This is a genomic window from Algibacter sp., assembly GCF_039977455.1.
In the GTDB taxonomy this organism is placed as follows: Bacteria; Bacteroidota; Bacteroidia; order Flavobacteriales; family Flavobacteriaceae; genus Algibacter_B.
Window position 1 is genome coordinate 153,724 of sequence record NZ_JBDWDG010000014.1, and the last position, 22,516, is coordinate 176,239.

Consider the following 22,516-nt stretch of genomic DNA (forward strand, 5'->3'; position numbering starts at 1 on the left):
AAATGAAAGGATTTACATTACTAATACTTTTGTTTGGCACATTTGTGAGCGCTCAAAACTTACAAATGCAACAGGATAGTGTGGACGTACAATTGGATGAAATTGTGATTATTGCGGCTAAGAAAAAGAAAATTGAAACCGAAATGAAAATGGCGGTTTCTGTTGATGAGTTTTTAGCCTCGTCTGATAATATTAGCTTTATAAAACGTGGGGCTTACGCCTGGGAACCTTTACTTAACAATATGAGTACAGAGCGTTCTATTATTACTATTGATGGCATGCATGTGTTTGGAGCTTGTACAGATAAAATGGACCCTGTTACATCGTATATTGAAAGTAATAATCTTGCGGAAATTGATATTCAATCTGGACAAGCAGGAGGCCTAAATGGTGCAACTGTTGCTGGAAGTATCGATTTAAAAAGAAAAAGCACATCGTTTGGCCTTAGTAGAAAATGGAATGCAGCCTACCAAACTGGTTTTGAATTTAATAACAACCAATTCTTTAACCTTGGTAATGCGTCATATTCAGGAGAAAGACTAGTGGCAGAAGGCAGCATATCGTATAGAAAAGCAGAAAATTATTCTGATGGAAATAACGATGAAGTTAACCACTCGCAGTACGATAAATTCAATTCATCATTGGGCTTAGCGTACAAAACAAGTGATTTATCATCGTTACGTGTTGATGCCATTTTCGATAAAGCAACAGATGTTGGCTTCCCTGCACTACCTATGGATTTATCCTTATCTAGAGCACTTATTACATCTATAGCATACAAACAATTTTTTGAAAAAGGCGTAATCAAAGTATGGGATACTAAATTATACTTTAATGCAGTAGAACATTATATGGATGATACCACACGTCCAGAAAACTTAGTACATATGGATATGCCTGGTTGGAGTACAACCTACGGTTTGGTTTCTAAAATTAATCTTAAAAAGGAAAAGTTTGCTTCAGAAATACAACTAAATGCTTATGATAATTTATCCATAGCAGAAATGCGTATGTACCCACAAGACCGTAGCGAACGTACCATGTTTGCTTTTAGTTGGCCCTGGGTTACCACACAATACGCTGGACTTTCAACAAGTAACTCTTACGATATCTCCGAAAAAAGTCAGTTTAATTTTGGAGGCGCTTTAGGTGTTAATTACAACTATTCTAAATATATTGAGTTTAACAGAATTTTTCATCCAGGTGCATCGCAAGAAAAAACTAGGTTTTTACCAAGTTTACATGCAGGTTACAACTTAAACATCAGCCAATTTAATTTTTCAGTTGGTGGTGGCTATGGGCACAGAGCTCCTTCGGTTTCAGAAGGTTATGGCTATTATATTTATAACAGTTTTGACCGTTATGACTACATTGGTAATCCAGATTTAAAAAACGAGGTTTCTTATGAGATTAATGCCACTGCAGGTTATAAAACTAAAAAAGGTAGCATTTTGGCTAAGGCAAATTACTTCTATATACAAGATTATATTATAGGAAGAATTTTAAGTGCCGGAAGTCCAATGAACTATCAATCGGTTGGTGTTAAAGGTTATACATCTTTAGACAATGCTACCCTATTTAACTTTTCATTGAATGGTAACTACACTGTTTTAAAGGGCTTACACTGGAAAGGTACGCTTACCTATGCACGAGGATTAGATGATAATAAAAATAATTTACCGTTTATACGCCCGCTAAGTTACCAAACGTCTTTGCATTATTCTCACCAAACATTTGGATTTTCAACGTCCCTTAATGGCGATTACAAGCAAATTAATTACAGTCCGGAATATGGAGAAGACCAAACACCATCTTACAATAATTGGAATGCCTCCGCAAATTACACCTTCTATATAGAAGATTACAAAACGGTATTCCAAGTAGGTGCAGAAAATATTTTAAACGAGTACTACAGCACCTATGCCGATTGGGGAAATATCCCTAGAATGGGACGTAACATATTTACGTCTTTAAAAATAAACTTTTAATCAAAAAAAATAACAACAAACAAAATAAAAATGAAAAATTTTAAAAAGTACCTATTATTATCTTTTAGCGCATTAGCAATCATTTCTTGTAGTAATGATAATGCTCTAGTAGCTAACAATGTAACCTTAGAGTTTAATAATACCTTTGGAAATGAAACTATAGTACTTGGCAACGCCACTTCGACAGAAGCTACTAGAAACACTTCTGCCGAAGGACAAGTACACCACTTTGAAGAATTAAAATATGTGATTAGTAACATCCGCCTCATTAAAGAAGATGGTACCGAAATTCCATATAACGTTAACGATTTAGATAACGGTGCTACCGTAGTAAACCAAGCAAAAACAGAAACGTTAAAATACGTTTTAAATGATATTCCAACTGCTGATTATAGTCAAATAAAATTTGGCTTAGGCGTTAAAACATCATTAAACACACTAGATGAAGTTAGTTTCCCTAACTTTTATGCAGCAGCTGGTGAGAACGACACGCAAATGCACTGGGAATGGGGAACTGGATACCGTTTTACTAAAATTGAAGGTTTTTACGATACCGATAATAAAACATTGTCTTTCCACTCTGGTAGCACAATTGATGAAGATCCAGATGATACTACAGGCGAAAGTTTTATTCAAGGTGTTGATGCGTATAGAGATATTACATTAAACCTTCCAACCATGGCAATTGTAGGTCATAGCGCGCCTAAAATTGTTATTAAAGCCGATTTTAATAAATTTTTAAGCGGAGATACGCATACTATTACTTTAGTAACAACAGAAAACATTTCTAACAACGCAACACCAAGTGCACATACTGCAACAGAAATGATGAAGTTTGTTGACAACATTGGTGGAACTGGAGACACTAATACTACAGGTATGTTCTCAATTACGAACGTAGAAAATTAAATTTAAAATACAGCTTCAGCTTGACAATTAAATCGAGCTGAAGCTATTATTAATAGCTCTAAAAAGCGTTTACCAAATGAAAAACTTTATAAGAAATATGTATGTTTTATTATTATTTGCATCTTGTAGTAATGATGATTACCAACCCATTTCTTATGAAAATCCAGAAATAGTGCTAAACATTCCGGAAGGTTTTCCCGATTTAAATATTACCGCAATAACTAATGCACCTACAAAATATGGTGTAGAGCTCGGAAAAAAATTATTTAACGACAAAAGACTAAGTGCAGATAATACCATTGCGTGTGCTAGTTGTCACATACAAGCAAATGCCTTTACAGATAACCTAACAAGAGCCATAGGTATTGAAGGCAGAATCGGGTTACGTAATACACCACCCATTCAAAATATGGCATTTATGCAATTTTATAACTGGGATGGCAATACATTAGTTTTAGAAAACCAACCATTAGTGCCTATTATAACGCACGAAGAAATGGATTCCTCCATTTTAGAAGTTATTGGTAAAATTAAAAACGATCAAGAGTATATTGAATTATTTAATAAAGCTTTTGGAGATGAAACTGTTACCAATGATAGAATTTTTAACAGCATTGCACAGTTTGAATACACTTTAATTTCTGCAAATAGCAAATACGACAAAGTAATACGAGAAGAAGGTACAACTTTTACCTTAAGTGAAACCCAAGGTTATCAAATTTTTAAAGATAAATGTATAAGCTGCCACAGTACCGAGTTATTTACCGATCAAAGTTTTAGAAACATTGGCTTTCCAATAAATCCTGATAGCGAAGAAGCTGGCCGATCGCGAGTTACTAGAGAAGCAGATGATTATTTACGTTTTCGTGTACCCTCATTACGAAATATTGAATACACAGCGCCCTATGGTAGTTTTGGACAATTTGAGACTTTAAAAGAAGTACTAGATTATTTAGATAACGGCGTTATAGAAGCTGAAAACTTAGACCCTATTTTAAAAGATAATGGAAATAAAATTTCACTTACTGAAGCGGAAAAAACCCATCTTATTTCATTTATGAAAACACTAAGTGATACTGATTTTATTGGGCAATAAGTAATAATCCCAGAACTTGCGTTGAAAACTCTTCAACGTACCTACTTATTTAATGCAAAAAGCGACTCTAGAGTCGCTTTTTGTTTTATGTTTTTAAATAAATTAAACATTGATTTAAATTCGGATTTTGCAATACAAGAGAATGAATATAAATTTTAAGCTCCTCAATCTCATAAGGCAGCAATCTATTTAATGCCTTTTGTACTTCTTTGCAAAACAACGATGTGTCAAAACTAACTTTATTAAGTATAGTTTTTGTGTAATCTAGCATTGCTCTTGCCATGAATTTTACAGGGTTTTAGGTTTTAATAAAAAAGTAAATTTGTTTTATAGGCCTTTTCTTATTTCATGCTTAAATTTAGTGAAAAAATACTCAATTTTAATAAATTTAAGGAAAATTAACACACTTAACTTATTATGGTTCCTTAACAAACCTTTAAAACAAACGCTAATCTACCTTTATTAAAGCCCTCATTTGAATATTATTCCATTAATAACTCCATTAAAAAATCTTGCATAGTACACTACACAAGATTAATTAACTAAAACTGTTTTCGATCAACCAACTACCACAACACAAGGTATTCCAAGAGTTTTAACTAAATTTAAATATTCTTTAAAATTTAATCAATCAAATAATTTTCAAAACGCAAACCTAAGTTTATACGCCTTATTATCTATTCAATTATTATTTTCTGACTATACACTTTATTTTGGCTTTTCACTTTTATAAAATAAAACCCACTTGCATTATTTTTTTAAGTCGATAATTGGTTATTACGATCAATTTTTCATGAAGCTACTTTTTGACCAATGTTATTACCAAGCTTGTAATACTTTTGAGCGTTTTCCAAGTATTTATACACACTTGAGTCTTTTTTACAAAGAATGAATTATAGAAAAGTTCAAATGAAGCCCAACCTACTATTTCATAATTCTTGTCATTTTCGGCATATTTTAAAGCTAATTTGCTATTTTGATAAAGTTTAGCCGTTTCCTGGTTTTTATCATTTATTAATACTTTAATTTCATAAAAACAGGAAAGGTGTCCTTTAATGTTTTCACTTAAAGGCAGTGGAATTGAATCTAAAAATACGGCGGCTTTTTTTTTGATCATTGTCTAACGCATTGTTTGCAGAATCTATATATTTTAAATATATCCCTTCATGCTCATTTTGAGAAACAAGCCCAAGGTTATTAGAAAAACAAATAAAATTAATGGTTTATCTAAGCATTTAAAATTCCACAGAAATTAGGGTTTTAGAGTCGTCGTTAAATAACTCATGCTAAAAAAAAAGCTGTATCAAACAATACAGCCTTTTATAAAAATTTATAATTATAATTTAAAACCGGTTATCCCCATCCAATAAATCGCCTATTCCACCTAAAATACTACCTTCACCTTTATCTTTTCCTCCACCTCTTGGAGCGCATGCTAGCACACGACCTGCCAACCTACTAAATGGTAAAGATTGTATATAAACAGTTCCAGGCCCTTGTAATTTGGCAAAAAATAAGCCTTCGCCTCCAAAAACCGTGTTTTTAATACCGCCTACAAATTCGATATCATAATCTACAGTTTGATCGAAACCAACAATGCAGCCTGTGTCTACTCGTAACGTTTCGCCAACTTTAAGTTCTTTCATAGCCATGGTACCTCCAGCATGCACAAATGCCATACCATCGCCTTCTAGTTTTTGCATTATAAAGCCTTCGCCACCAAATAAGCCACGGCCCAATTTTTTAGAAAACTCAATACCTACGCTTACGCCTTTTGCTGCACATAAAAAGGCATCTTTTTGACATATAAATTTACCGCCAAAACGTGATAAATCGATTGGAATAATTTTTCCTGGATAGGGTGATGCAAAGGAAACGTTACGTTTGCCTACTAAATCGTTATAAAAAGCCGTCATAAACAAACTTTCACCTGTTAAAATTCGTTTTCCTGCCCCTAATATTTTTCCTAAAAAACCGGTATCATTTTGCGAGCCATCGCCAAAAATGGTTTCCATTTTAATGCCATCGTCCATCATCATAAAACTTCCGGCTTCGGCTACAACGCCTTCTTGTGGATCAAGTTCAATTTCTACGTATTGCATTTCTTCGCCGTAAATACGATAGTCTATTTCGTGTGATGTCATTTTTTTAATTTTTTGTTGATTCGTTTATATGTTGATTTGTTTTGGGTTTTGTTACATTTTTGTTTTTTTGTTTTTTGTTAAGTTGTAAATCATCTAAACGGTTTTACAACAAACAACTTAACTCTTAACTCTTTACCTTAACACTCCACTCAAAACCAAAGGTAGATACCACAACACCTTGTTCATTTACGCCTACCGATTCCATCCAAAGGGTTTGTCCTTCGCCTGTTTCAATAGCTTTTTTAAGCACATCGTCTACCGCCTTTCCATCTATACAAGTAAATATTATTTTACCCAAAGCTTTTTTAGTAAATGTAGCTTTGTTCGAGGTTACCAACATAGACACCCGTTTACCGGAGTCTTGAATCTTACTTATCATTAAAGCGCCTGTTGAAAACTCTGCTGCCATACCTTGTACTGCCCAAAACATAGACTTAAATGGGTTTTGGTTTATCCATTTAAATTTAACACCTACTATACATTTTTCTGAATCGATATGTTTAGTTCTAACGCCACAAAGGTATGCCGAAGGAAGCTTAAACATCGTGTAAGTATTTAATTTACTAGGTGTTAACGCCATGCTATAAGTTTTAATTTTTCACTAAGTTATGAAAATAATTCACATTCCTAAATGTTAATTTTATGTTAATTTTTAGTACTATGCGTAACAAAGTACCTTCTTTTAGACATATATTTGCATAAACAACTATTATATGTTTTAAATAACTCGAACAAAATCATGTTAGACAATCATCAAAAAAACATTGCCACCTTTATTCATTTATCTACGTTTAGTAGGTTCTTTATTCCGTTTGGGAATTTTATTGGCCCTATTCTTTTATGGAGTGTGAATAAGGACAAATCAGAATTTATAGATAGAAACGGAAAACAGGTTATTAATTTTCAGTTAAGTGTGTTTTTATACGCTATTATTTTAGGGACCATAACGATTCCGTTTTTTGTTTTTAAAATTTTTAGCGGTATAGACTTTATTGATTTTAATGCTTTTGAGAGTTTCCGTATTAGTATTGGCAAACCTTCGCCCCTACTTTACATTGGTGGTGCTTTAGGAGCGCTTGCTGTAATTGGGTTTATAATTGAATTAGCCTTAATAGTTGTGGCTAGTTTAAAGGCTAGAGATGGTGAGGTTTATAAATACCCGTTTACAATTAATTTTTTAAAGTAAATAAATGGGATATAAAAAAAATATGAATGGCGAATAAACCCGCTTTAGGGATTGCATTGGAAAGCCCTCCCCTTGTTGTAACCTGCCGGCAGGCAGACAGCCGCCCTAATTCTCGATACAATTCCATTAAAAATCAGAATCATCTGAAGTGACAAAATAAAATTTCATCAATAATCATCAATAAAATCAATCAAAAAATGAACAGTTTCACAACATTAAAACGCTTTAGAACATGAAGATAGAAAACACAAAAGCACAAATGCGTAAAGGAGTTTTGGAATTCTGCATACTATCAGTCTTGAAAGACGATGATGCTTATGTAGCAGAAATTCTGAGCACCTTAAAAGATGCCAAGTTGCTGGTGGTTGAAGGAACCATTTACCCTTTGCTTACCCGACTTAAAAACGCAGGACTTTTAAATTACAGATGGGAAGAGTCGACCTCTGGACCACCAAGAAAGTATTACGGTTTAACCGAAACCGGAAAATTATTTTTAAAGGAATTAGATACCACTTGGAGTGAATTACACAACGCAGTAACTATAGTAACAAGCCAAAAAACACCAAAGAAATGAATAAAACAGTCAACATAAATTTAGCAGGTATATTTTTTCATATAGATGAGGATGCGTACTTAAAATTGCAACGCTATCTGGAGGCTATAAAACGTTCGTTTACAGACTCGCAAGGGCGATCTGAAATTATAGCCGATATTGAAGCGCGTATTGCAGAACTTTTTAATGAGCGCGTGCAAAACGATAAACAGGTTATTAGAATTGCCGAGGTGGATGAAGTTATCTCGGTAATGGGACAACCCGAGGATTACTTAGTAGACGACGAGATTTTTGAAGATGAGCCACAGTCGAATTACAGAGCAAAATCGGCCACATCTAGAAAGCTTTTTAGAGATACAGACAACTCTTATGTTGGTGGCGTATCTTCTGGATTATCGCATTATTTTGGTATTGATGCTATATGGATTCGATTGGCATGGATACTTTTAATTTTTGGTGCGGGTACCGGTATATTACTTTACATTTTACTTTGGATTTTAGTTCCAGAAGCAAAAACAACCGCCGAAAAAATTATGATGACGGGCGAACCTGTTAACATTAGTAACATTGAAAAAAAAATTAAAGACGGCTTTGAAACGGTAACCGAAACCGTTGGTGATGTTGCAAAAAATGTATCGGACTCGGTATCTAACGCGGCTAAAAATATAGATGTTAAGAAAACGGGGAATTCTATAAAATCGTCGTCTCGATCTTTTTTTGAAACCATTGGAGATATTATTTTGTTCTTCTTTAAGGTGTTTTCAAAGTTTATTGGAGTGTTACTAATTATAGCTAGTGCTGCAACGTTAATTGCGCTTATTGTAGCTTTATTTTCTGTAGGTATTGCCGATGTAATTCACATACCAGGCTTAGACCTTGTAGAAATTGCTAATACAGGCGAAACCCCAATTTGGTTGGTGTCTTTATTTGCTTTTTTTGCTGTTGGCATTCCTTTCTTTTTCTTATTCTATTTAGGTTTAAAGATTTTAATAAACAACCTTAAATCGATTGGTAACCTTGCTAAATTCGCTTTACTTGGTTTATGGATTATCTCCATTATAGCGCTAATTATTTTTGGTGTAAGACAAGCTAGCGAACATGCATACGAGGAAAGTTATACCGAAAAAACCGAACTCCCTATTACTGCAACCGATACGCTTAGTATTAAAATGGTAAACAATGATAATTTTAACTCGGATTATGGCAGACATGATAATTTTAAATTAGCCTATAACGATAATGGAGATAAAGTGTTATACTCTGCCGATATTGATATTATTGTAAAATCGACAACAGATTCGGTTGCTAGAGTAGCTATTAGAAAAAGTGCCGATGGTAGAGATTATGATAGTGCTATTGAACGTGCAAAAAACATTAATTATAATTTCGGTTTTAAAAACAACACCTTATTACTGGATTCTTATTTGACCACGCATCCAGATAATAAATTTAGCGACCAAGAGGTTGATGTTGTTCTTTATTTACCTGAAAATACGGTGGCCTATTTTAATAATAGCGCAAAAGGGCACTTAAATTATCGAACATATAATGGAAATATAATCTCAAGAGATGATACAAACCACTATATGAAAATTATATATGAAGATGCTACATGTTTAGATTGCCCAAAGGAAAATATTAAAATTAAAGTGAACACGCCTCGCGTTAAAATTAATGACGAAGGCATCGAAATTCACTCAAATGAAGGCCATTTAAAAATAGATAAAAATGGCATTAAGGCTGAATCTGAAGAAGTAAACCTCAACATTAATTCTGAAGGGGTTGAAATAGACACAGAAGATTAAATAATACTATAAAGATCCCGATATAATGTCGGGATTAATTCAACTAACAATTCATCAATAAAAATCGACATTTCAGATATTTAAGTTTTTAACTCCCCCTATTTCAAAGGATATTTAAACAATAAATTAATCATCAATCAAAAAACGAATCGTCATGACCACACTAATTAAATTCATTGTTGCCACTGTATTAAGCTTAATGCTTGTTTCCTGTAATTTCGATATAAATTACAACTCTGGCGTTCGAGGAAACGGCAATATTACAACTCAAGACCGGAACATTTCTGAATCTTTTACAGCCATTAAAGCTACCGAAGGTTTGGACGTTTACTTAACACAAAGCGACACTGAAAGCATAAGGGTTGAAGCCGACACAAACTTACACGACATCATTATAACCGAAGTTGAAAATGGAGTTTTAAAAATACATACCAAAGAAACCATTGGTAAAGCTAAAGCAAAAAAAGTACATGTTAGCTTTAAAGATATATCGAGTATTACATCTACAAGTGGTAGTGATGTCTATTCTACAAACACCATTAGCGTTGAGCGTTTAGATTTAAAATCGACCAGTGGAAGTGATATGACACTTGATGTAAATACATCGTTTTTAAATTGTAAATCAACAAGTGGCAGTGACTTAAAACTCTCAGGTAAAACTATAAAATTGAATGCTGAAGCTACAAGCGGCAGCGACATTAAAGCAGCCGATTTAATGGCAGAATCGAGTGAAGTAAAAGCAACTAGCGGTGCAGATATAACTGTTAATACCTCAAAAGAATTAACAGCCAGAGCTACTAGCGGTGGCGACGTAAAATATTACGGTAACCCTAAAACTGTAGATAAAAGTGATAGTTCGGCAGGCAGTATAAAACAACAATAACTATCAAACCAACTGACTATTAAACCATTTCAATCCATATTGAAGGATAGAGGTGGTTTTTGTTCTATATTTGTTAGTGACTTATTTCATGTATTATGGTCTTATATATAACGTATACCACTAACAACCATTAATTCGTTTGCAAATGAAAAAATCTCTCTTCATATTTTTTTTTAGTTTACTGGTCATAACCTTATGTTCAGGACAAAGTACCGAGAAGGTTAAGGGCAATAGAACTGTTACTATACAACAAACAAATATTGAATCTTTTCACACTATTTTATTAGATGAAGATTTTGAAGTAGAAATAATTTATGATATCAACCCTTTTGTTGAAGTTGAAACGGATGAGAATCTACATGATTTTATACAATTTCAAGTAATTGATAGTGTACTTACCTTTAATAAAAAGGCAAGAATTACATCAAAAAAGAAGCTAAATATTAAAGTAACCTACAATGATGCATTAAAACACATTGAGACAACTGATAATGCCGAAATATTATCGTTATCTACAATGGATATAGAAAATGGATCTTTAAAAACTAGAGGATCATCTAAGGCAGGACTAACCATCGAATCCAAAATGTTTACTATTGACACGGATGATAAATCTAAAGTAAAGCTAAATTTAACTAGCGAAACCTGTTTAATTTCCATGAGCGGTAACAGCAAAATTGACGCATTAATTAATACGTCTGTCTTTTCGGCCAACTTGTTTCAACGAGCTACAGTTAATGTTGAAGGTTCAAGTAAAACGGTTAAGGCCGAATTAGATAACCACACAGAATTTAATGGAAAAAACTTTACAATTAATACTTGTGACGTAATTTGTAATATAAGTAGCGATGCATACCTTGAAGTTTTAGACAATATTACCATTGAAGCCTCTGGAGCTAGTTCTATTTATCTTTATCAGAATCCTAAGATTGTTATTAACAAACTAGCAGATACTTCAAAATTACAAAAGAAGGTTAAATGATTTTTTCAGTTTATTCTTAAAACAAAAAAAAGCCAAAGTCATGGACCTTGGCTTTTTTTTTATAATTATAAATCTTATTAATTATAAGAGGACGTAGACACTTCAAATGTTGCATCCTTAGCGGCTAAATAACGTTCTGCATCTAAGGCTGCCATACAACCTGTACCAGCTGCTGTAACGGCTTGTCTATACACGTGATCTGCTGCATCACCAGACACAAAAACACCTTCTATATTAGTTTTAGATGTTCCTGGAGTATTTATAATATATCCAGTTTCATCTAACTCTAAAAAGCCTTTAAAGATATCTGTATTAGGTTTGTGGCCAATAGCTACAAAAAATCCAGTAGCTTCAATCTCGTGTTTCTCATTCGTTTTATTATTAATAACGCGAACACCAGTAACTACTTGCCCATCACCCAAAACTTCATCAGTTTCAGTATTAAACAAAATCTCAATATTTTCGGTGTTTTTAACCCGAGTAGCCATAATTTTTGAGGCTCTAAACTCATCTCTACGTACCAACATGGTTACCTTTTTACAAAGCTTAGATAAATAGTGAGCCTCTTCGCATGCAGAATCGCCAGCACCAACTATAACCACCTCTTGGTTTCTGTAAAAGAAACCATCACAAACAGCACATGCCGAAACACCACCACCTAATTTTAAATATTTCTGTTCTGAATCTAACCCTAAATATTTAGCAGATGCTCCAGTAGAAATAATTACAGTATCACAGTGTATTTCCTTCTCCTCATTAACCCAAACCTTATGAACATCACCAGAAAAATCCACTTTTGTAATCCAGCCATCGCGAATATCAGCTTCAAAACGTTGTGCTTGCGCTTGTAATTGCATCATCATTTCTGGACCTGTAACACCTTCTGGGTAACCCGGAAAGTTTTCAACCTCATTAGTAGTTGTTAATTGTCCTCCTGGTTGCGTACCTTGATATAAAACAGGGCTCATATTTGCTCTAGCAGCATAAATAGCGGCTGTATAACCTGCTGGTCCCGAACCTATAATTAGGCATTTAACTTTTTCTATTGTATCAGACATAATTCCTATTAATTTTAGTAGTACAAAAGTAGAATTTTTGATTGAAACCTTACACTTAAGTTATCAACAGTTTCTATAATAAGATAACACTAAATTATAAAAAGTTTCCTATTTGTTTTTTTCGTAACTTTAGTAACATAACCTTCTAACACTTAAGACAATGAAAAAGCTCACATTATTTATTTGTATTATTCTATTATATTCTTGTAACAACAAACCTAAAGTTGATACCGCAGAAAAAATGCCTACTATGGCTGTTAATGATATTAATAGTTTAGAAGGCGCTTGGAAACTAGTAAGTTTTATTAACTACGGTGAAAACGGAATACCAGACACCATATTAACCTCTGAGACCAATAAACAAATAAAAATGTATTCAAAAACAAAAGTGATGTGGAGCAGAACTAGAATTTTCGATACCATTGACTGGTTTGCTTATGGCGAGTATACCATTGACAATGGTGTATTAACTGAAATTTTAGAATACGGCTCTAAATCAATGAATGAAGTAATAAAGGACAGAACTGAATTTAGTTTTAATGTTACTATTGGTGAAAATAAATTTAGCCAAACCGAAATTGATAGTTTAGGGCATCCTATTTTTTCTGAAAATTATATTCGATTGGAATAAATTAACTTTATAAAACCCATTACCGTTAAAAAAGAAATAGGGACCATAATTATTTTATAGTCCCTATTATATTATTTAAAATAAAGCACAATGGCTTTTATAAATCAAACAACCTAGGTAAATACATTGATATTGCTGGAATATAAGTAATTAGCAACAATACTATTACCATAATAAGTAAAAATGGCAGTAACGGCTTTACAACTTGAGTTACCGATACATTGGCGACACCACTACCTACAAAAAGTATTGTTCCAACCGGAGGCGTACATAAACCAATACATAAGTTTAATACCAATACAATACCAAAATGCACAGGGTCCATACCTAATGCCACCACTACAGGTAAGAAAATAGGAGTAAAAATAAGTACCGCTGGCGTCATATCCATAAAGGTTCCAATTATTAATAATACGATATTAATTACTAAAAATATGACTATTTTATTACTGAATTGCTCTAATAAAAAGCTACTTATAAGTTCTGGAATACCCTCAAAAGAAAACAACCAAGACATAGCCATAGATGTACAAATTAAAAACATAACCACTGCCGTTGTTTTAGCACTTGTAAGTAATATATCAGGAAAATCTTTTGTACTTACATCGCCATAAACTAAGGCTAAAACTGCAGCATATAACACGGCAATAGCAGAAGCTTCGGTTGCTGTAAAAATTCCTGCAACAATACCACCTACAACAATAACCAATAATAAAAGGCTAAAAAAGGCCTTTCTAAAATAAGTCCATATTAATGATAAAGGCGCACGACTTCCTTTAGCAAACTTTCGAGATATAGCAACAAAAGCAATATATGCCATTATAGCTACTCCTAACAAAATACCAGGTAAATATCCAGCAATAAATAAAGCCGCTACCGATGCTGTGCCGCCACTGGCAAGGGCGTAAACAATTAATATATTACTAGGCGGAATTAATAAACCTGTTGTTGCCGAGGTAATATTAACCGACGCACTAAATTCTCTGGGGTAGCCTTCATCTTCCATTCTGTCTGTCATAATACTTCCAATGGCAGATGTTGCTGCAATTGCAGATCCTGAAATAGCCCCAAACAACATAGATGCTAGCACATTTACATAAGCCAAACCTCCTGGTAAACTAGCGACTAAAGATTTAGCAAAATTGATAAGGCGGTTAGCAATTCCACCACGCTTCATAATTTCACCAGCCAAAACAAAAAACGGTATGGCCAATAGTGCAAAACTATCTATCCCAGTTGTCATGCGCTGTGCAATGGTTGTTAATCCTGGCAGGTTATCGATATTAAGTAACAAACTTAATGTGGTAGAGATACCAATACTATAAGCAACTGGCACTTTTAACATTAATAATATAAAAAAACTTGCAAATAAAACGATGATACTTATTACTTCTATACTCATGTTTAATCGGTTATTTTGTTAGCATTAATTTTTGTGATGTGATAGACTGAAAACCACATTATAAGCAAACCGCTTACTGGTAAAATGGCATAAATATAGCCTAAGGGAATTCTTAACGTTCCTGATAACTGCCCCAGGTGTAACGTGGTATAGACTAGATTAAACCCACCAATTACCATAACAATTAATGCAAATAAAAAGATACAAACTTCTATAAAATACAAAGCTTTTTTTCGCCCACCCTCCGAGAATTTTTGATAAAGAAAATCCATTGATAAATGCTGTCTTTTAGCATTAAGATAGGCTGCTCCTAAAATGGATAACCATATTAACGAGAACCTTGCAAGTTCCTCTGTAAAGGCAAAGGATGTATTTAACACATACCTTGAAAACACTTGCCCTAATACATCTACAACCAACAATCCAAAAATAGCAACCAGGATAATTTCCATAGTTCTACACACTTTATTAAAAAGAACATCTGCTGTTTTCATAATTATTGATTTTTTATTTTATTGATAATATCATTCATTTCTGGGTGCTCTTTTTGAAAGGCTTCTAAAACCGATTTTGATTTTTCTTGAAATAACGACTTTTCTGGTATAATAATTTCTACTCCGGCCGCTTTTGCTATAGCCATAGATTCCTCTACAGAATCACTCCAAAATTTCTTTTGAGCTTGAGTTGAAATGTCTGCGGCCTCTTGTACCCAAACTTTTTCTTGTTCAGACAAACCTTCCCAATATTTAGTGCCAATTAGTAAAACATCTGGAACTGATGAGTGCTGATCTAAAGTATAATATTTACTAACCTCGTAATGATTTGAAGACACAAAAGAAGGCGGATTATTTTCCGCACCATCTACAACTCCTTGTTGAATAGCTGTATAGAGTTCGCCATAGGCCATTGGTGTTGCAGAACCTCCTAAAGCATTCACCATATTAATAGCCATTTGGTTATTCATTACTCTAATTTTAAGCCCTTTTAAATCTTCAGGAGTTCGTATAGCTTTATTGGATGTATAAAAACTTCTACTACCTGCATCGTAATAGCAAAGTCCTCTAAGCCAAAACTTACTTCCTTTTTCTAAAATAGATTTTCCTACTTCACCTTCTAAAACATCAAATTGGTGTTGTTTATCTCTAAACAAATAAGGGATTCCTAAAACATGATATTCAGGTACGAAATTAGATAAAGTAGCTGCACTCACTTTTGTAATCGCAACACTTCCAATTTGCAATAGTTCTAGAACCTCACGTTCGGAACCTAATTGACCATCAGGGAATACCTTAAGGTCCATTTTACCTCCTGACTTTTCTGTTAAAGCTTTTTTAAACTCTAAAATCCCTTTGTGAACAGGGTGCGATTGCGGCAAAGTATGCGCTAAATACATAACTTTCACATCGCTATTCCCTTTACACCCCGTAAAAAGAAACACCAGTAATAGGCAAGAAAAAATTCTATTCATCATAATTGTGGTGGTATTTTTTTAATTTAGTTTTTAAATTTAAAGTAGTTTACTGCGTTATTATAACAAATATCTTGAACCATTTTTCCTAAAAACTCAATATCGTTTGGTACTAACCCTTGATTAACATCTTCGGCCAATAGGTTACATAAAATTCGTCTAAAATACTCATGTCTAGGAAAGGACAAGAAACTTCTACTATCCGTCAACATACCTACAAAACGACTTAGTAAGCCCATGTTAGATAAGGTGTTTAGCTGTTTTTCCATGCCGTCCTTTTGATCTAAGAACCACCAACCAGAACCCCATTGCATTTTCCCTGGAACATCTGAATTTTGAAAGTTCCCCATCATTGTTGCAAATACTTCGTTTTGTGATGGGTTTAAATTATAAGTAATGGTTTTAGCTAATTGATCGCTAGAATTTAGTTTATTAAATAATTTAGACATAAACTCAGCCATTGGAAAATCCCCAATAGAATCTACACCGGCATCTAAGCCTACTTGCTCTAATAATCTAGAATTATTGTTTCTAATTGGCCCTAAATGATACTGCTGAATCCAATCGTATTCGTGGTATTTTTTACCTAAATAAACAAATAAAAATGAACGATAGGCATTCACTTCATTTTGAGTAAGCCCCCTTCCTTTTAATTTATTATTAAAAACCCCCGAAACGTCTTCTTCATTGCATTCAACCATAGTTAGTACTTCACCTACACCAAAATCGGATAAGCGGCACCCTTGGGTGTTAAAGAATTCTATACGCTGATCAATAGCACTTAAAAAATCAGTAAAAGTAGATATTTTGATGTTCGCGCTATCCTCTAGTTTCTGCAAATAGTTTAAAAAATTGTCTGTATTTATAAAAAACAAAGCATCGGCTCTAAAAGTTGGAAGCACTTTGGTAGAAATACTAGCGTTTTCAGAAATCTGTTTATGGTATTTTAAATCGTCGGTTGGATCATCTGTAGTACAAACAACTTCAACCTTCATATCTTGCAATAACTGTGCTGGAGTTTTGTTTTCTAAAATTGCATTCGCTTTTTCGTAAACGGCATCCGCCGTTTTAGAGCTAAGAATATCATCGATACCGAAATACCGCTTTAATTCTAAATGCGTCCAATGAAACAACGGGTTTCTTAAGGTATATGGTACTGTTTCTGCCCATTTTAGAAATTTCTCTTTTTGCGATGTTTCAGAACCTGTTATATACCTTTCCTCGATACCATTAGCTCGCATACCACGCCATTTATAATGGTCGCCATTTAACCAAGCGTTAGTAATATTTTTTACAGGTAAATTTTCAGCTATTTCTTTTGGAGATAAATGATTATGATAATCAATTATTGGTAAATCCTTAGCATACTCATGGAATAACACCTGAGCAACTTCAGACTGCAATAAAAAGTTCTCAGTAATAAAAGATGTTGTACTCATAACCAATTATTAATTCAATGAAATTTCTAAAGGATTATTAATTTTTAAGGTAAAATCTTTTACATAGTTTTCCCATGATTCTTTTGTAGTGAATTCATTGGCTTCTTTCCATCCATATCCTGAATAGAATACAACTTTTCCTTGATTCACTTTTATTTGAGCATATAAATTACTTTGATCGGTTAAACCTGTAACAAAATACTCTGAAGATATCATATTTCCATTAGGAACTACTATTGCAGTACCAAGCTCAGAATCACCATGTGGCTCCCAATACGATACCCATCCAGCTTCAGTATTTTCTGTTGGTACACCATCATTTTCATGTAAAGTTAAACCTGAAGAAATAGAGTTTGTACCTGCTACTTCAATTTCATATTTTGTTAAATTACTTCCGTAATCTAATGAAATGTATTTCTTTTCTGAAATCGTTTTTCCATTAGCGTCCCAGTCTGCATAATCTAAAATAAAGCTCGTTCTAATCGGTCCTGTTGTAATAACTTTCCAATCGGTAAAGTTTTTAGAAACATAATAGGTCGTATCAATTTTCACTGCTGTTCCTCCAACACCACGACTTACACCAACATGAAAATTATCTAACCCTTCTGGTGAAGGTAAATGATAAGCTCCAGGGGATTTATGGTTTTTTGCATACCATTTATTGATAATAGGATAGTCTACCTTTTTTAACCACGCATCAATACCACTAGATAAGGTTCCCCCCTTAGTACCATCTTCTACCATTTTTTGAGCCACTGGTCCATAAGTTCTAAACGCTACTTTGTTGTTTTCCCAAGCATAATCGTCTGTTCTTTCTGGAACAAATCGAGAATAGCAATACGCTGTTACTTCTTGCCCTTTAGTACCTTGAGATGATACAAGCTTAAATTGCTTTTCAGATTTTGCTGCTAATTCTGGTTGAAATAAAAGCACATCAGCATTACCGTCTTGATCTTCATCTACAAATTGAGAAACTAAAATAGCTTTAGTTGTTGCATCTTGAACCGCTAGTTTCTCAAAGCTTTCACCTTCCTTTAATGTTAAATCTGATTTTTTAATCTCAACCGTTTCGTTTGAACGTGAAACATCCAATGTATTTTTAACAGTTAAAATATGCCCCGAGGCTTCTTGTTTACAACTTTGAGTAAAAAAAGCTCCAGTTAATAAAGCACAAAATAGTATGTTTTTCATGTGTTTAAATTTAAGTGTTTTACAAGTAAAATGTAAAGCGCATAAGTCAGCTTTTAACAATAAAAAAAAGCATGAATTATGCGCAAAATTCACTAATCTTCGTTTGATGGTTTTCCTATTGTTGCCAATATACCGCCATCTACGTATAAAATATGTCCGTTAACAAAATCGCTTGCTTTAGCCGACAAAAATATGGCTGCACCAGCTAAATCATTAGGATCTCCCCACTTAGCTGCAGGTGTTCTATTTATAATAAAATCGTTAAAAGGATGCCCTTCTACACGAATTGGAGCTGTTTGCGATGTTGCAAAATACCCAGGACCAATACCATTAACTTGTATATTATGCTTTGCCCATTCTGTTGCCATATTTTGGGTTAACATTTTTAGTCCGCCTTTTGCTGCCGCATAAGCACCAACACTATTTCGACCTAATTCACTCATCATAGAGCAAATATTAATAACCTTACCTTCTTTTCTAGCAATCATGCCTTTTACAACATGTTTAGAAACTATAAACGGGCTTACCAAATCGATATCGATAACCTGTTTAAAATCGGCTACTTCCATTTCAATTAATGGCGTACGTTTTATAATACCTGCATTGTTAATTAAAATATCTATTTGACCAACTTCAGCTTCAATTTTTGCAACTGCTGCAATAACCTCATCTTCATTGGCAACGTTAAATTTATAACCAACCGCGTTTATGCCTTCTTTTTTATATTCTGCAACAGCATTGTCGATTTTTTCTTGTGAAGAATTACCGTTAACAATTACCGTTGCTCCTGCTAAACCTAGACCTCTGGCCATAGCCATACCCAAACCGTGGGTACTTCCGGTTACTAAAGCATTTTTTCCTTTTATATCAAATAATGATGCACTCATAGCTTATCTTAATTCTGTTATTTTAGCAACATCCATATCGCCATAATCTAAATTCTCTCCTGCCATTCCCCAAATAAATGTATAATTTGAAGTTCCTGATCCTGAATGAATTGACCATGGTGGAGAAATTACTGCTTGATGATTTTGCATCCAGATATGACGCGTTTCTTGAGGCTCTCCCATAAAATGACAAACGGCCTGATCTTGAGGAATATCTAAATAATAGTAAATTTCCATTCTACGATCGTGTACGTGTGCTGGCATGGTGTTCCAAACGCTTCCTGTTTTTAACTCTGTCATTCCCATTTGAAGCTGACAAGTTTCTACTATACCACCAATAATTTGTTGATTTACTGTACGGTGATTAGCTGTCTCTAACGACCCTAATTCTATTTTATTAGCATCAGCTTTACTTACCTTTTTAGTTGGAAAGCTTGTGTGTGCTGGTGCCGAGTTTAAATAAAACTTTGCTGGATTATTTTTATCATTACTTTTAAAGATAACTTCTTTTTTTCCGCTACCAATATATAGCGCATCTTTTAAAGTTAATTGAAATTCTTCACCATCAACTTCTACCGTACCATCTCCTCCAACATTGATAATACCAATTTCTCTTCTTTCTAAAAAATATGATGATTTTAAAGGATCAATTGTTTCCAATGCAACTGGTGCTGCAACAGGAACCGCAGAACCAGCCATATATCTATCATAATGTGTATAAACCAAAACTAATTGATCTTCTTTCATTAAATTTTCAATCAAGAACTCTTCTCTCAACTCCTCTGTATCGTACTTCTTTACTGCTTTTGGACTAGACGCATAACGCGTTTCATAACTTGTTTTCATGATAAATTACTATTTGTTTTTTTTATATACTTTGTTTTATTCCATACTCTAAACCTCGCAGTTCAGCTAAGCCTCTTAGTCTGCCTATCCCGGAATAACCTGGGTTTGTTTTTTTGTGTAAATCATCAAGCATTTGATGCCCATGATCTGGCCTAACAGGAATTTTAAAATCTGCATAACCTGCAGCTTTACGTCTTTTTTCTTCTTCTATAATTGCTTTTACCACACTGTACATATCAACATCGCCATCTAAATGATTGGCTTCATAAAAGTTACCTACGTCATCACGTTTAGTACTTCTTAAATGTAGAAAATGTGCTCTATCAGAAAAGCGTTTAAAAATTTGAACTAGATCATTATCTTCTCTTACACCTAAAGATCCTGTGCAAAAAGTAATACCGTTAGCACGATCTGGAACATTTTCAAATAAATGTGCATAATCAGCCTCGGTACTTACTACTCTTGGTAATCCCAATATAGGATATGGTGGATCATCTGGATGAATACACATCAACACTTGGTTTTTAGAGGCCACTGGAATAATTTCTTTTAAAAAAGACACCAAATTATTTCGTAGTGCTGTAGCATCAATATCCTTATAGGTATCTAAAATGGTTTGAAATTGCTCTAAAGTATACCCTTCCTCTGCTCCTGGTAAACCCGCTATAATATTGTTAACAAGTTGTTTTTTATCCGCTTCCGAAAGGTTATCAATATACGTCTTTGCAGCTTTTTGTTGCGCTTCGGTATAACTATTTTCGGCTCCTGGTCGTTTTAATAAATAAAGTTCGAAGGCCGCAAACGCAATTACGTCGAAACGCAAAGCTTTAGATCCATCTTCTACTTGAAAACCTAAATCGGTTCGTGTCCAATCTAATACTGGCATAAAATTATAACAAACGATATTAATACCGCATTTTGCCAAATTCTCTATACTCTGCTTATACGTTTCAATATATTTTTGAAAATTACCACAACGCGTTTTAATGTTTTCGTGTACCGGAATACTTTCAACAACGCTCCATGTTAATCCAGCACCTTCAATCGTACTTTTTCTTTTTTGAATTTCTTCAATTGTCCAAACTTCTCCATTAGAAATATGGTGTAACGCAGAAACAATTCCTGTTGCCCCTGCTTGTTTTATATCTGATAAAGATACGGGATCATTTGGCCCGTACCATCTCCATGTCTGTTCCATAAAAAAAATTAAATGTGTTAAACCCCGCTATACGCACTAAATCCACCATCAATTGGAACTACAACTCCAGTTACAAAAGCCGATCCTTCGCCACATAACCATAATGTTGTCCCTACTAAATCTTCTGGTTCACCAAACTTACCCATAGGTGTTTGTTCTATAATTTGATTACCACGAGGTGTTAAACTTCCATCACTCTCGGTTAACAAGCTTCTGTTTTGATCAGTTAAGAAAAACCCAGGAGCCAATGCATTTACGCGAATACCAACTTTAGAGAAATGTACCGCCAACCATTGTGTAAAATTAGACACCGCAGCTTTTGCACCGCTATATGCCGGAATTTTTGTTAATGGCGTAAAAGCATTCATTGACGAGATATTTAAGATGCTACATCCTTTTCTGCCTACCATATCTTTAGCAAAAATTTGGGTTGGCAACAGCGTTCCTATGAAATTTAAATTAAACACGAATTGAATACCTGTTGGATCTAAATCAAAAAACGTTTTAAAACCTTCAGTAGTATCTTCAAGATCCTTTGCTAATAAGTGCGGATTACTTGTTGTACCTAAAGGGTGATTACCTCCAGCTCCATTAACTAGAATATCACAAGGCCCTAATTGATTATTTACTTCTGTTTTAGCTAATTCTAAAGACTCTTTTTCTAAAACATTAGCAGCAACCCCAATTGCAGTTCCGCCTGCTTTATTAATTTCGTTTGCAACTTCATCTGCCGCTTCTTTTCTTAAATCTAAAACTGCAATTTTATGTCCTTCTTTGGCCAAAGCTTTCGCCAAAGTACTACATAAAACACCTCCTGCTCCTGTTAAAACTACTACTTTACTCATTTTAT

Annotated in this window: 23 protein-coding genes; 9 read left to right on the forward strand and 14 right to left on the reverse strand. The window is 33.9% G+C overall.

Translation table 11 applies throughout. From position 1 onward, the window contains the following. The first annotated feature begins 2 nt into the window (after nt 1–2). The 3 genes from ABJM36_RS05735 (at nt 3) to ABJM36_RS05745 (ending at nt 3,993) form a co-directional block, all read left to right on the forward strand. Nucleotides 3–1,988, forward strand: a complete 1,986-nt coding sequence (locus ABJM36_RS05735; RefSeq protein WP_348450097.1) for a TonB-dependent receptor — start codon at nt 3–5, stop codon at nt 1,986–1,988. Between the two features lie 30 nt (nt 1,989–2,018). Beyond that, nucleotides 2,019–2,897, forward strand: coding sequence for an MbnP family protein (locus ABJM36_RS05740; RefSeq protein ID WP_348450099.1), 879 nt, complete (start codon nt 2,019–2,021; stop codon nt 2,895–2,897). A 76-nt stretch (nt 2,898–2,973) separates the two neighbouring features. After that, nucleotides 2,974–3,993: a cytochrome-c peroxidase gene (locus tag ABJM36_RS05745; protein WP_348450101.1), complete on the forward strand. Its 1,020-nt coding sequence runs from the start codon at nt 2,974–2,976 to the stop codon at nt 3,991–3,993. Nucleotides 3,994–4,078: 85 nt separating this feature from the next. Here the strand turns inward: ABJM36_RS05745 and ABJM36_RS05750 are convergent, their stop codons facing one another. The 4 genes from ABJM36_RS05750 to ABJM36_RS05765 all read right to left on the reverse strand — a co-directional run bounded on the left by ABJM36_RS05750 (nt 4,079) and on the right by ABJM36_RS05765 (nt 6,717). Beyond that, nucleotides 4,079–4,276 (reverse strand): hypothetical protein, encoded by a 198-nt coding sequence (locus ABJM36_RS05750; RefSeq protein WP_348450103.1) that lies wholly within the window; start codon nt 4,274–4,276, stop codon nt 4,079–4,081. A 516-nt stretch (nt 4,277–4,792) separates the two neighbouring features. Beyond that, entirely contained in the window at nt 4,793–5,110 is a 318-nt protein-coding gene (locus ABJM36_RS05755; RefSeq protein WP_348450105.1) for a hypothetical protein, read from the reverse strand. 226 nt (nt 5,111–5,336) lie between these two features. Continuing rightward, nucleotides 5,337–6,137: a TIGR00266 family protein gene (locus ABJM36_RS05760; protein WP_348450107.1), complete on the reverse strand. Its 801-nt coding sequence runs from the start codon at nt 6,135–6,137 to the stop codon at nt 5,337–5,339. 124 nt (nt 6,138–6,261) lie between these two features. Continuing rightward, entirely contained in the window at nt 6,262–6,717 is a 456-nt protein-coding gene (locus ABJM36_RS05765; protein WP_348450109.1) for a DUF4442 domain-containing protein, read from the reverse strand. A gap of 159 nt (nt 6,718–6,876) precedes the next feature. On the opposite strand from ABJM36_RS05765, the gene ABJM36_RS05770 reads away from it, so the two are divergent. From ABJM36_RS05770 to ABJM36_RS05790, 5 genes are all read left to right on the forward strand, one after another. Next, nucleotides 6,877–7,323, forward strand: a complete 447-nt coding sequence (locus ABJM36_RS05770; RefSeq protein WP_348450111.1) for a DUF4870 domain-containing protein — start codon at nt 6,877–6,879, stop codon at nt 7,321–7,323. A gap of 232 nt (nt 7,324–7,555) precedes the next feature. Next, nucleotides 7,556–7,897 (forward strand): PadR family transcriptional regulator, encoded by a 342-nt coding sequence (locus ABJM36_RS05775; RefSeq protein ID WP_092851718.1) that lies wholly within the window; start codon nt 7,556–7,558, stop codon nt 7,895–7,897. Then, nucleotides 7,894–9,681, forward strand: a complete 1,788-nt coding sequence (locus ABJM36_RS05780) for a PspC domain-containing protein (RefSeq protein WP_348450113.1) — start codon at nt 7,894–7,896, stop codon at nt 9,679–9,681. Before ABJM36_RS05775 ends, ABJM36_RS05780 begins: the two co-directional genes overlap by 4 nt. Before the next feature lie 154 nt (nt 9,682–9,835). Then, complete coding sequence (locus tag ABJM36_RS05785) at nt 9,836–10,564, forward strand: head GIN domain-containing protein (RefSeq protein ID WP_348450115.1); 729 nt, start codon at nt 9,836–9,838, stop codon at nt 10,562–10,564. Between the two features lie 145 nt (nt 10,565–10,709). Beyond that, nucleotides 10,710–11,546, forward strand: coding sequence for a DUF2807 domain-containing protein (locus tag ABJM36_RS05790; RefSeq protein WP_348450117.1), 837 nt, complete (start codon nt 10,710–10,712; stop codon nt 11,544–11,546). A 77-nt stretch (nt 11,547–11,623) separates the two neighbouring features. Here ABJM36_RS05790 and trxB read toward each other — a convergent pair whose 3' ends face one another. Then, entirely contained in the window at nt 11,624–12,604 is a 981-nt protein-coding gene (gene trxB / locus ABJM36_RS05795; RefSeq protein WP_348450119.1) for a thioredoxin-disulfide reductase, read from the reverse strand. Nucleotides 12,605–12,764: 160 nt separating this feature from the next. Here trxB and ABJM36_RS05800 point away from each other — a divergent pair, with 160 nt between their 5' ends. Next, nucleotides 12,765–13,235 carry a hypothetical protein gene (locus ABJM36_RS05800; RefSeq protein WP_348450121.1) on the forward strand — a complete coding sequence of 157 codons (471 nt, stop codon included), beginning with the start codon at nt 12,765–12,767 and terminating at the stop codon, nt 13,233–13,235. A 97-nt stretch (nt 13,236–13,332) separates the two neighbouring features. On the opposite strand, the gene ABJM36_RS05805 is transcribed toward ABJM36_RS05800, so the two are convergent. From ABJM36_RS05805 to ABJM36_RS05845, 9 genes are all read right to left on the reverse strand, one after another. Further along, nucleotides 13,333–14,637 (reverse strand): TRAP transporter large permease subunit, encoded by a 1,305-nt coding sequence (locus tag ABJM36_RS05805; RefSeq protein ID WP_348450123.1) that lies wholly within the window; start codon nt 14,635–14,637, stop codon nt 13,333–13,335. Nucleotides 14,638–14,639: 2 nt separating this feature from the next. Further along, nucleotides 14,640–15,131, reverse strand: a complete 492-nt coding sequence (locus ABJM36_RS05810) for a TRAP transporter small permease (protein ID WP_348450125.1) — start codon at nt 15,129–15,131, stop codon at nt 14,640–14,642. A gap of 2 nt (nt 15,132–15,133) precedes the next feature. Next, nucleotides 15,134–16,108: a TRAP transporter substrate-binding protein gene (locus ABJM36_RS05815; RefSeq protein WP_348450127.1), complete on the reverse strand. Its 975-nt coding sequence runs from the start codon at nt 16,106–16,108 to the stop codon at nt 15,134–15,136. 23 nt (nt 16,109–16,131) lie between these two features. Then, the gene (gene uxaC, locus ABJM36_RS05820) at nt 16,132–17,544 is read right to left on the reverse strand and encodes a glucuronate isomerase (protein ID WP_348450129.1); all 1,413 of its coding nucleotides are present in this window, start codon (nt 17,542–17,544) and stop codon (nt 16,132–16,134) included. Between the two features lie 9 nt (nt 17,545–17,553). Further along, the gene (locus ABJM36_RS05825; RefSeq protein WP_348450131.1) at nt 17,554–18,735 is read right to left on the reverse strand and encodes a DUF4861 family protein; all 1,182 of its coding nucleotides are present in this window, start codon (nt 18,733–18,735) and stop codon (nt 17,554–17,556) included. A 92-nt stretch (nt 18,736–18,827) separates the two neighbouring features. Next, the gene (locus tag ABJM36_RS05830; protein ID WP_348450133.1) at nt 18,828–19,622 is read right to left on the reverse strand and encodes a gluconate 5-dehydrogenase; all 795 of its coding nucleotides are present in this window, start codon (nt 19,620–19,622) and stop codon (nt 18,828–18,830) included. Nucleotides 19,623–19,625: 3 nt separating this feature from the next. Continuing rightward, entirely contained in the window at nt 19,626–20,468 is an 843-nt protein-coding gene (kduI, locus tag ABJM36_RS05835; RefSeq protein WP_348450135.1) for a 5-dehydro-4-deoxy-D-glucuronate isomerase, read from the reverse strand. Nucleotides 20,469–20,490: 22 nt separating this feature from the next. Next, nucleotides 20,491–21,666, reverse strand: a complete 1,176-nt coding sequence (uxuA, locus tag ABJM36_RS05840; protein ID WP_348450137.1) for a mannonate dehydratase — start codon at nt 21,664–21,666, stop codon at nt 20,491–20,493. Between the two features lie 17 nt (nt 21,667–21,683). Then, nucleotides 21,684–22,511, reverse strand: a complete 828-nt coding sequence (locus ABJM36_RS05845; RefSeq protein WP_348450139.1) for an SDR family oxidoreductase — start codon at nt 22,509–22,511, stop codon at nt 21,684–21,686. Nucleotides 22,512–22,516: the final 5 nt, after the last annotated feature.

Coding starts and splice junctions, on each gene's coding strand:
- ABJM36_RS05805 (WP_348450123.1), bottom strand. CDS start 14,637: ATGAGTATAGAAGTAATAAGTATCATCGTTTTATTTGCAAGTTTTTTT.
- ABJM36_RS05790 (WP_348450117.1), top strand. CDS start 10,710: ATGAAAAAATCTCTCTTCATATTTTTTTTTAGTTTACTGGTCATAACC.
- ABJM36_RS05770 (WP_348450111.1), top strand. CDS start 6,877: ATGTTAGACAATCATCAAAAAAACATTGCCACCTTTATTCATTTATCT.
- ABJM36_RS05745 (WP_348450101.1), top strand. CDS start 2,974: ATGAAAAACTTTATAAGAAATATGTATGTTTTATTATTATTTGCATCT.
- ABJM36_RS05845 (WP_348450139.1), bottom strand. CDS start 22,511: ATGAGTAAAGTAGTAGTTTTAACAGGAGCAGGAGGTGTTTTATGTAGT.
- ABJM36_RS05735 (WP_348450097.1), top strand. CDS start 3: ATGAAAGGATTTACATTACTAATACTTTTGTTTGGCACATTTGTGAGC.
- ABJM36_RS05825 (WP_348450131.1), bottom strand. CDS start 18,735: ATGAAAAACATACTATTTTGTGCTTTATTAACTGGAGCTTTTTTTACT.
- ABJM36_RS05785 (WP_348450115.1), top strand. CDS start 9,836: ATGACCACACTAATTAAATTCATTGTTGCCACTGTATTAAGCTTAATG.
- ABJM36_RS05765 (WP_348450109.1), bottom strand. CDS start 6,717: ATGGCGTTAACACCTAGTAAATTAAATACTTACACGATGTTTAAGCTT.
- ABJM36_RS05760 (WP_348450107.1), bottom strand. CDS start 6,137: ATGACATCACACGAAATAGACTATCGTATTTACGGCGAAGAAATGCAA.
- ABJM36_RS05780 (WP_348450113.1), top strand. CDS start 7,894: ATGAATAAAACAGTCAACATAAATTTAGCAGGTATATTTTTTCATATA.
- ABJM36_RS05750 (WP_348450103.1), bottom strand. CDS start 4,276: ATGGCAAGAGCAATGCTAGATTACACAAAAACTATACTTAATAAAGTT.
- ABJM36_RS05755 (WP_348450105.1), bottom strand. CDS start 5,110: ATGATCAAAAAAAAAGCCGCCGTATTTTTAGATTCAATTCCACTGCCT.
- uxuA (WP_348450137.1), bottom strand. CDS start 21,666: ATGGAACAGACATGGAGATGGTACGGGCCAAATGATCCCGTATCTTTA.
- ABJM36_RS05830 (WP_348450133.1), bottom strand. CDS start 19,622: ATGAGTGCATCATTATTTGATATAAAAGGAAAAAATGCTTTAGTAACC.
- ABJM36_RS05775 (WP_092851718.1), top strand. CDS start 7,556: ATGAAGATAGAAAACACAAAAGCACAAATGCGTAAAGGAGTTTTGGAA.
- kduI (WP_348450135.1), bottom strand. CDS start 20,468: ATGAAAACAAGTTATGAAACGCGTTATGCGTCTAGTCCAAAAGCAGTA.
- ABJM36_RS05815 (WP_348450127.1), bottom strand. CDS start 16,108: ATGATGAATAGAATTTTTTCTTGCCTATTACTGGTGTTTCTTTTTACG.
- ABJM36_RS05810 (WP_348450125.1), bottom strand. CDS start 15,131: ATGAAAACAGCAGATGTTCTTTTTAATAAAGTGTGTAGAACTATGGAA.
- ABJM36_RS05740 (WP_348450099.1), top strand. CDS start 2,019: ATGAAAAATTTTAAAAAGTACCTATTATTATCTTTTAGCGCATTAGCA.
- ABJM36_RS05800 (WP_348450121.1), top strand. CDS start 12,765: ATGAAAAAGCTCACATTATTTATTTGTATTATTCTATTATATTCTTGT.
- uxaC (WP_348450129.1), bottom strand. CDS start 17,544: ATGAGTACAACATCTTTTATTACTGAGAACTTTTTATTGCAGTCTGAA.
- trxB (WP_348450119.1), bottom strand. CDS start 12,604: ATGTCTGATACAATAGAAAAAGTTAAATGCCTAATTATAGGTTCGGGA.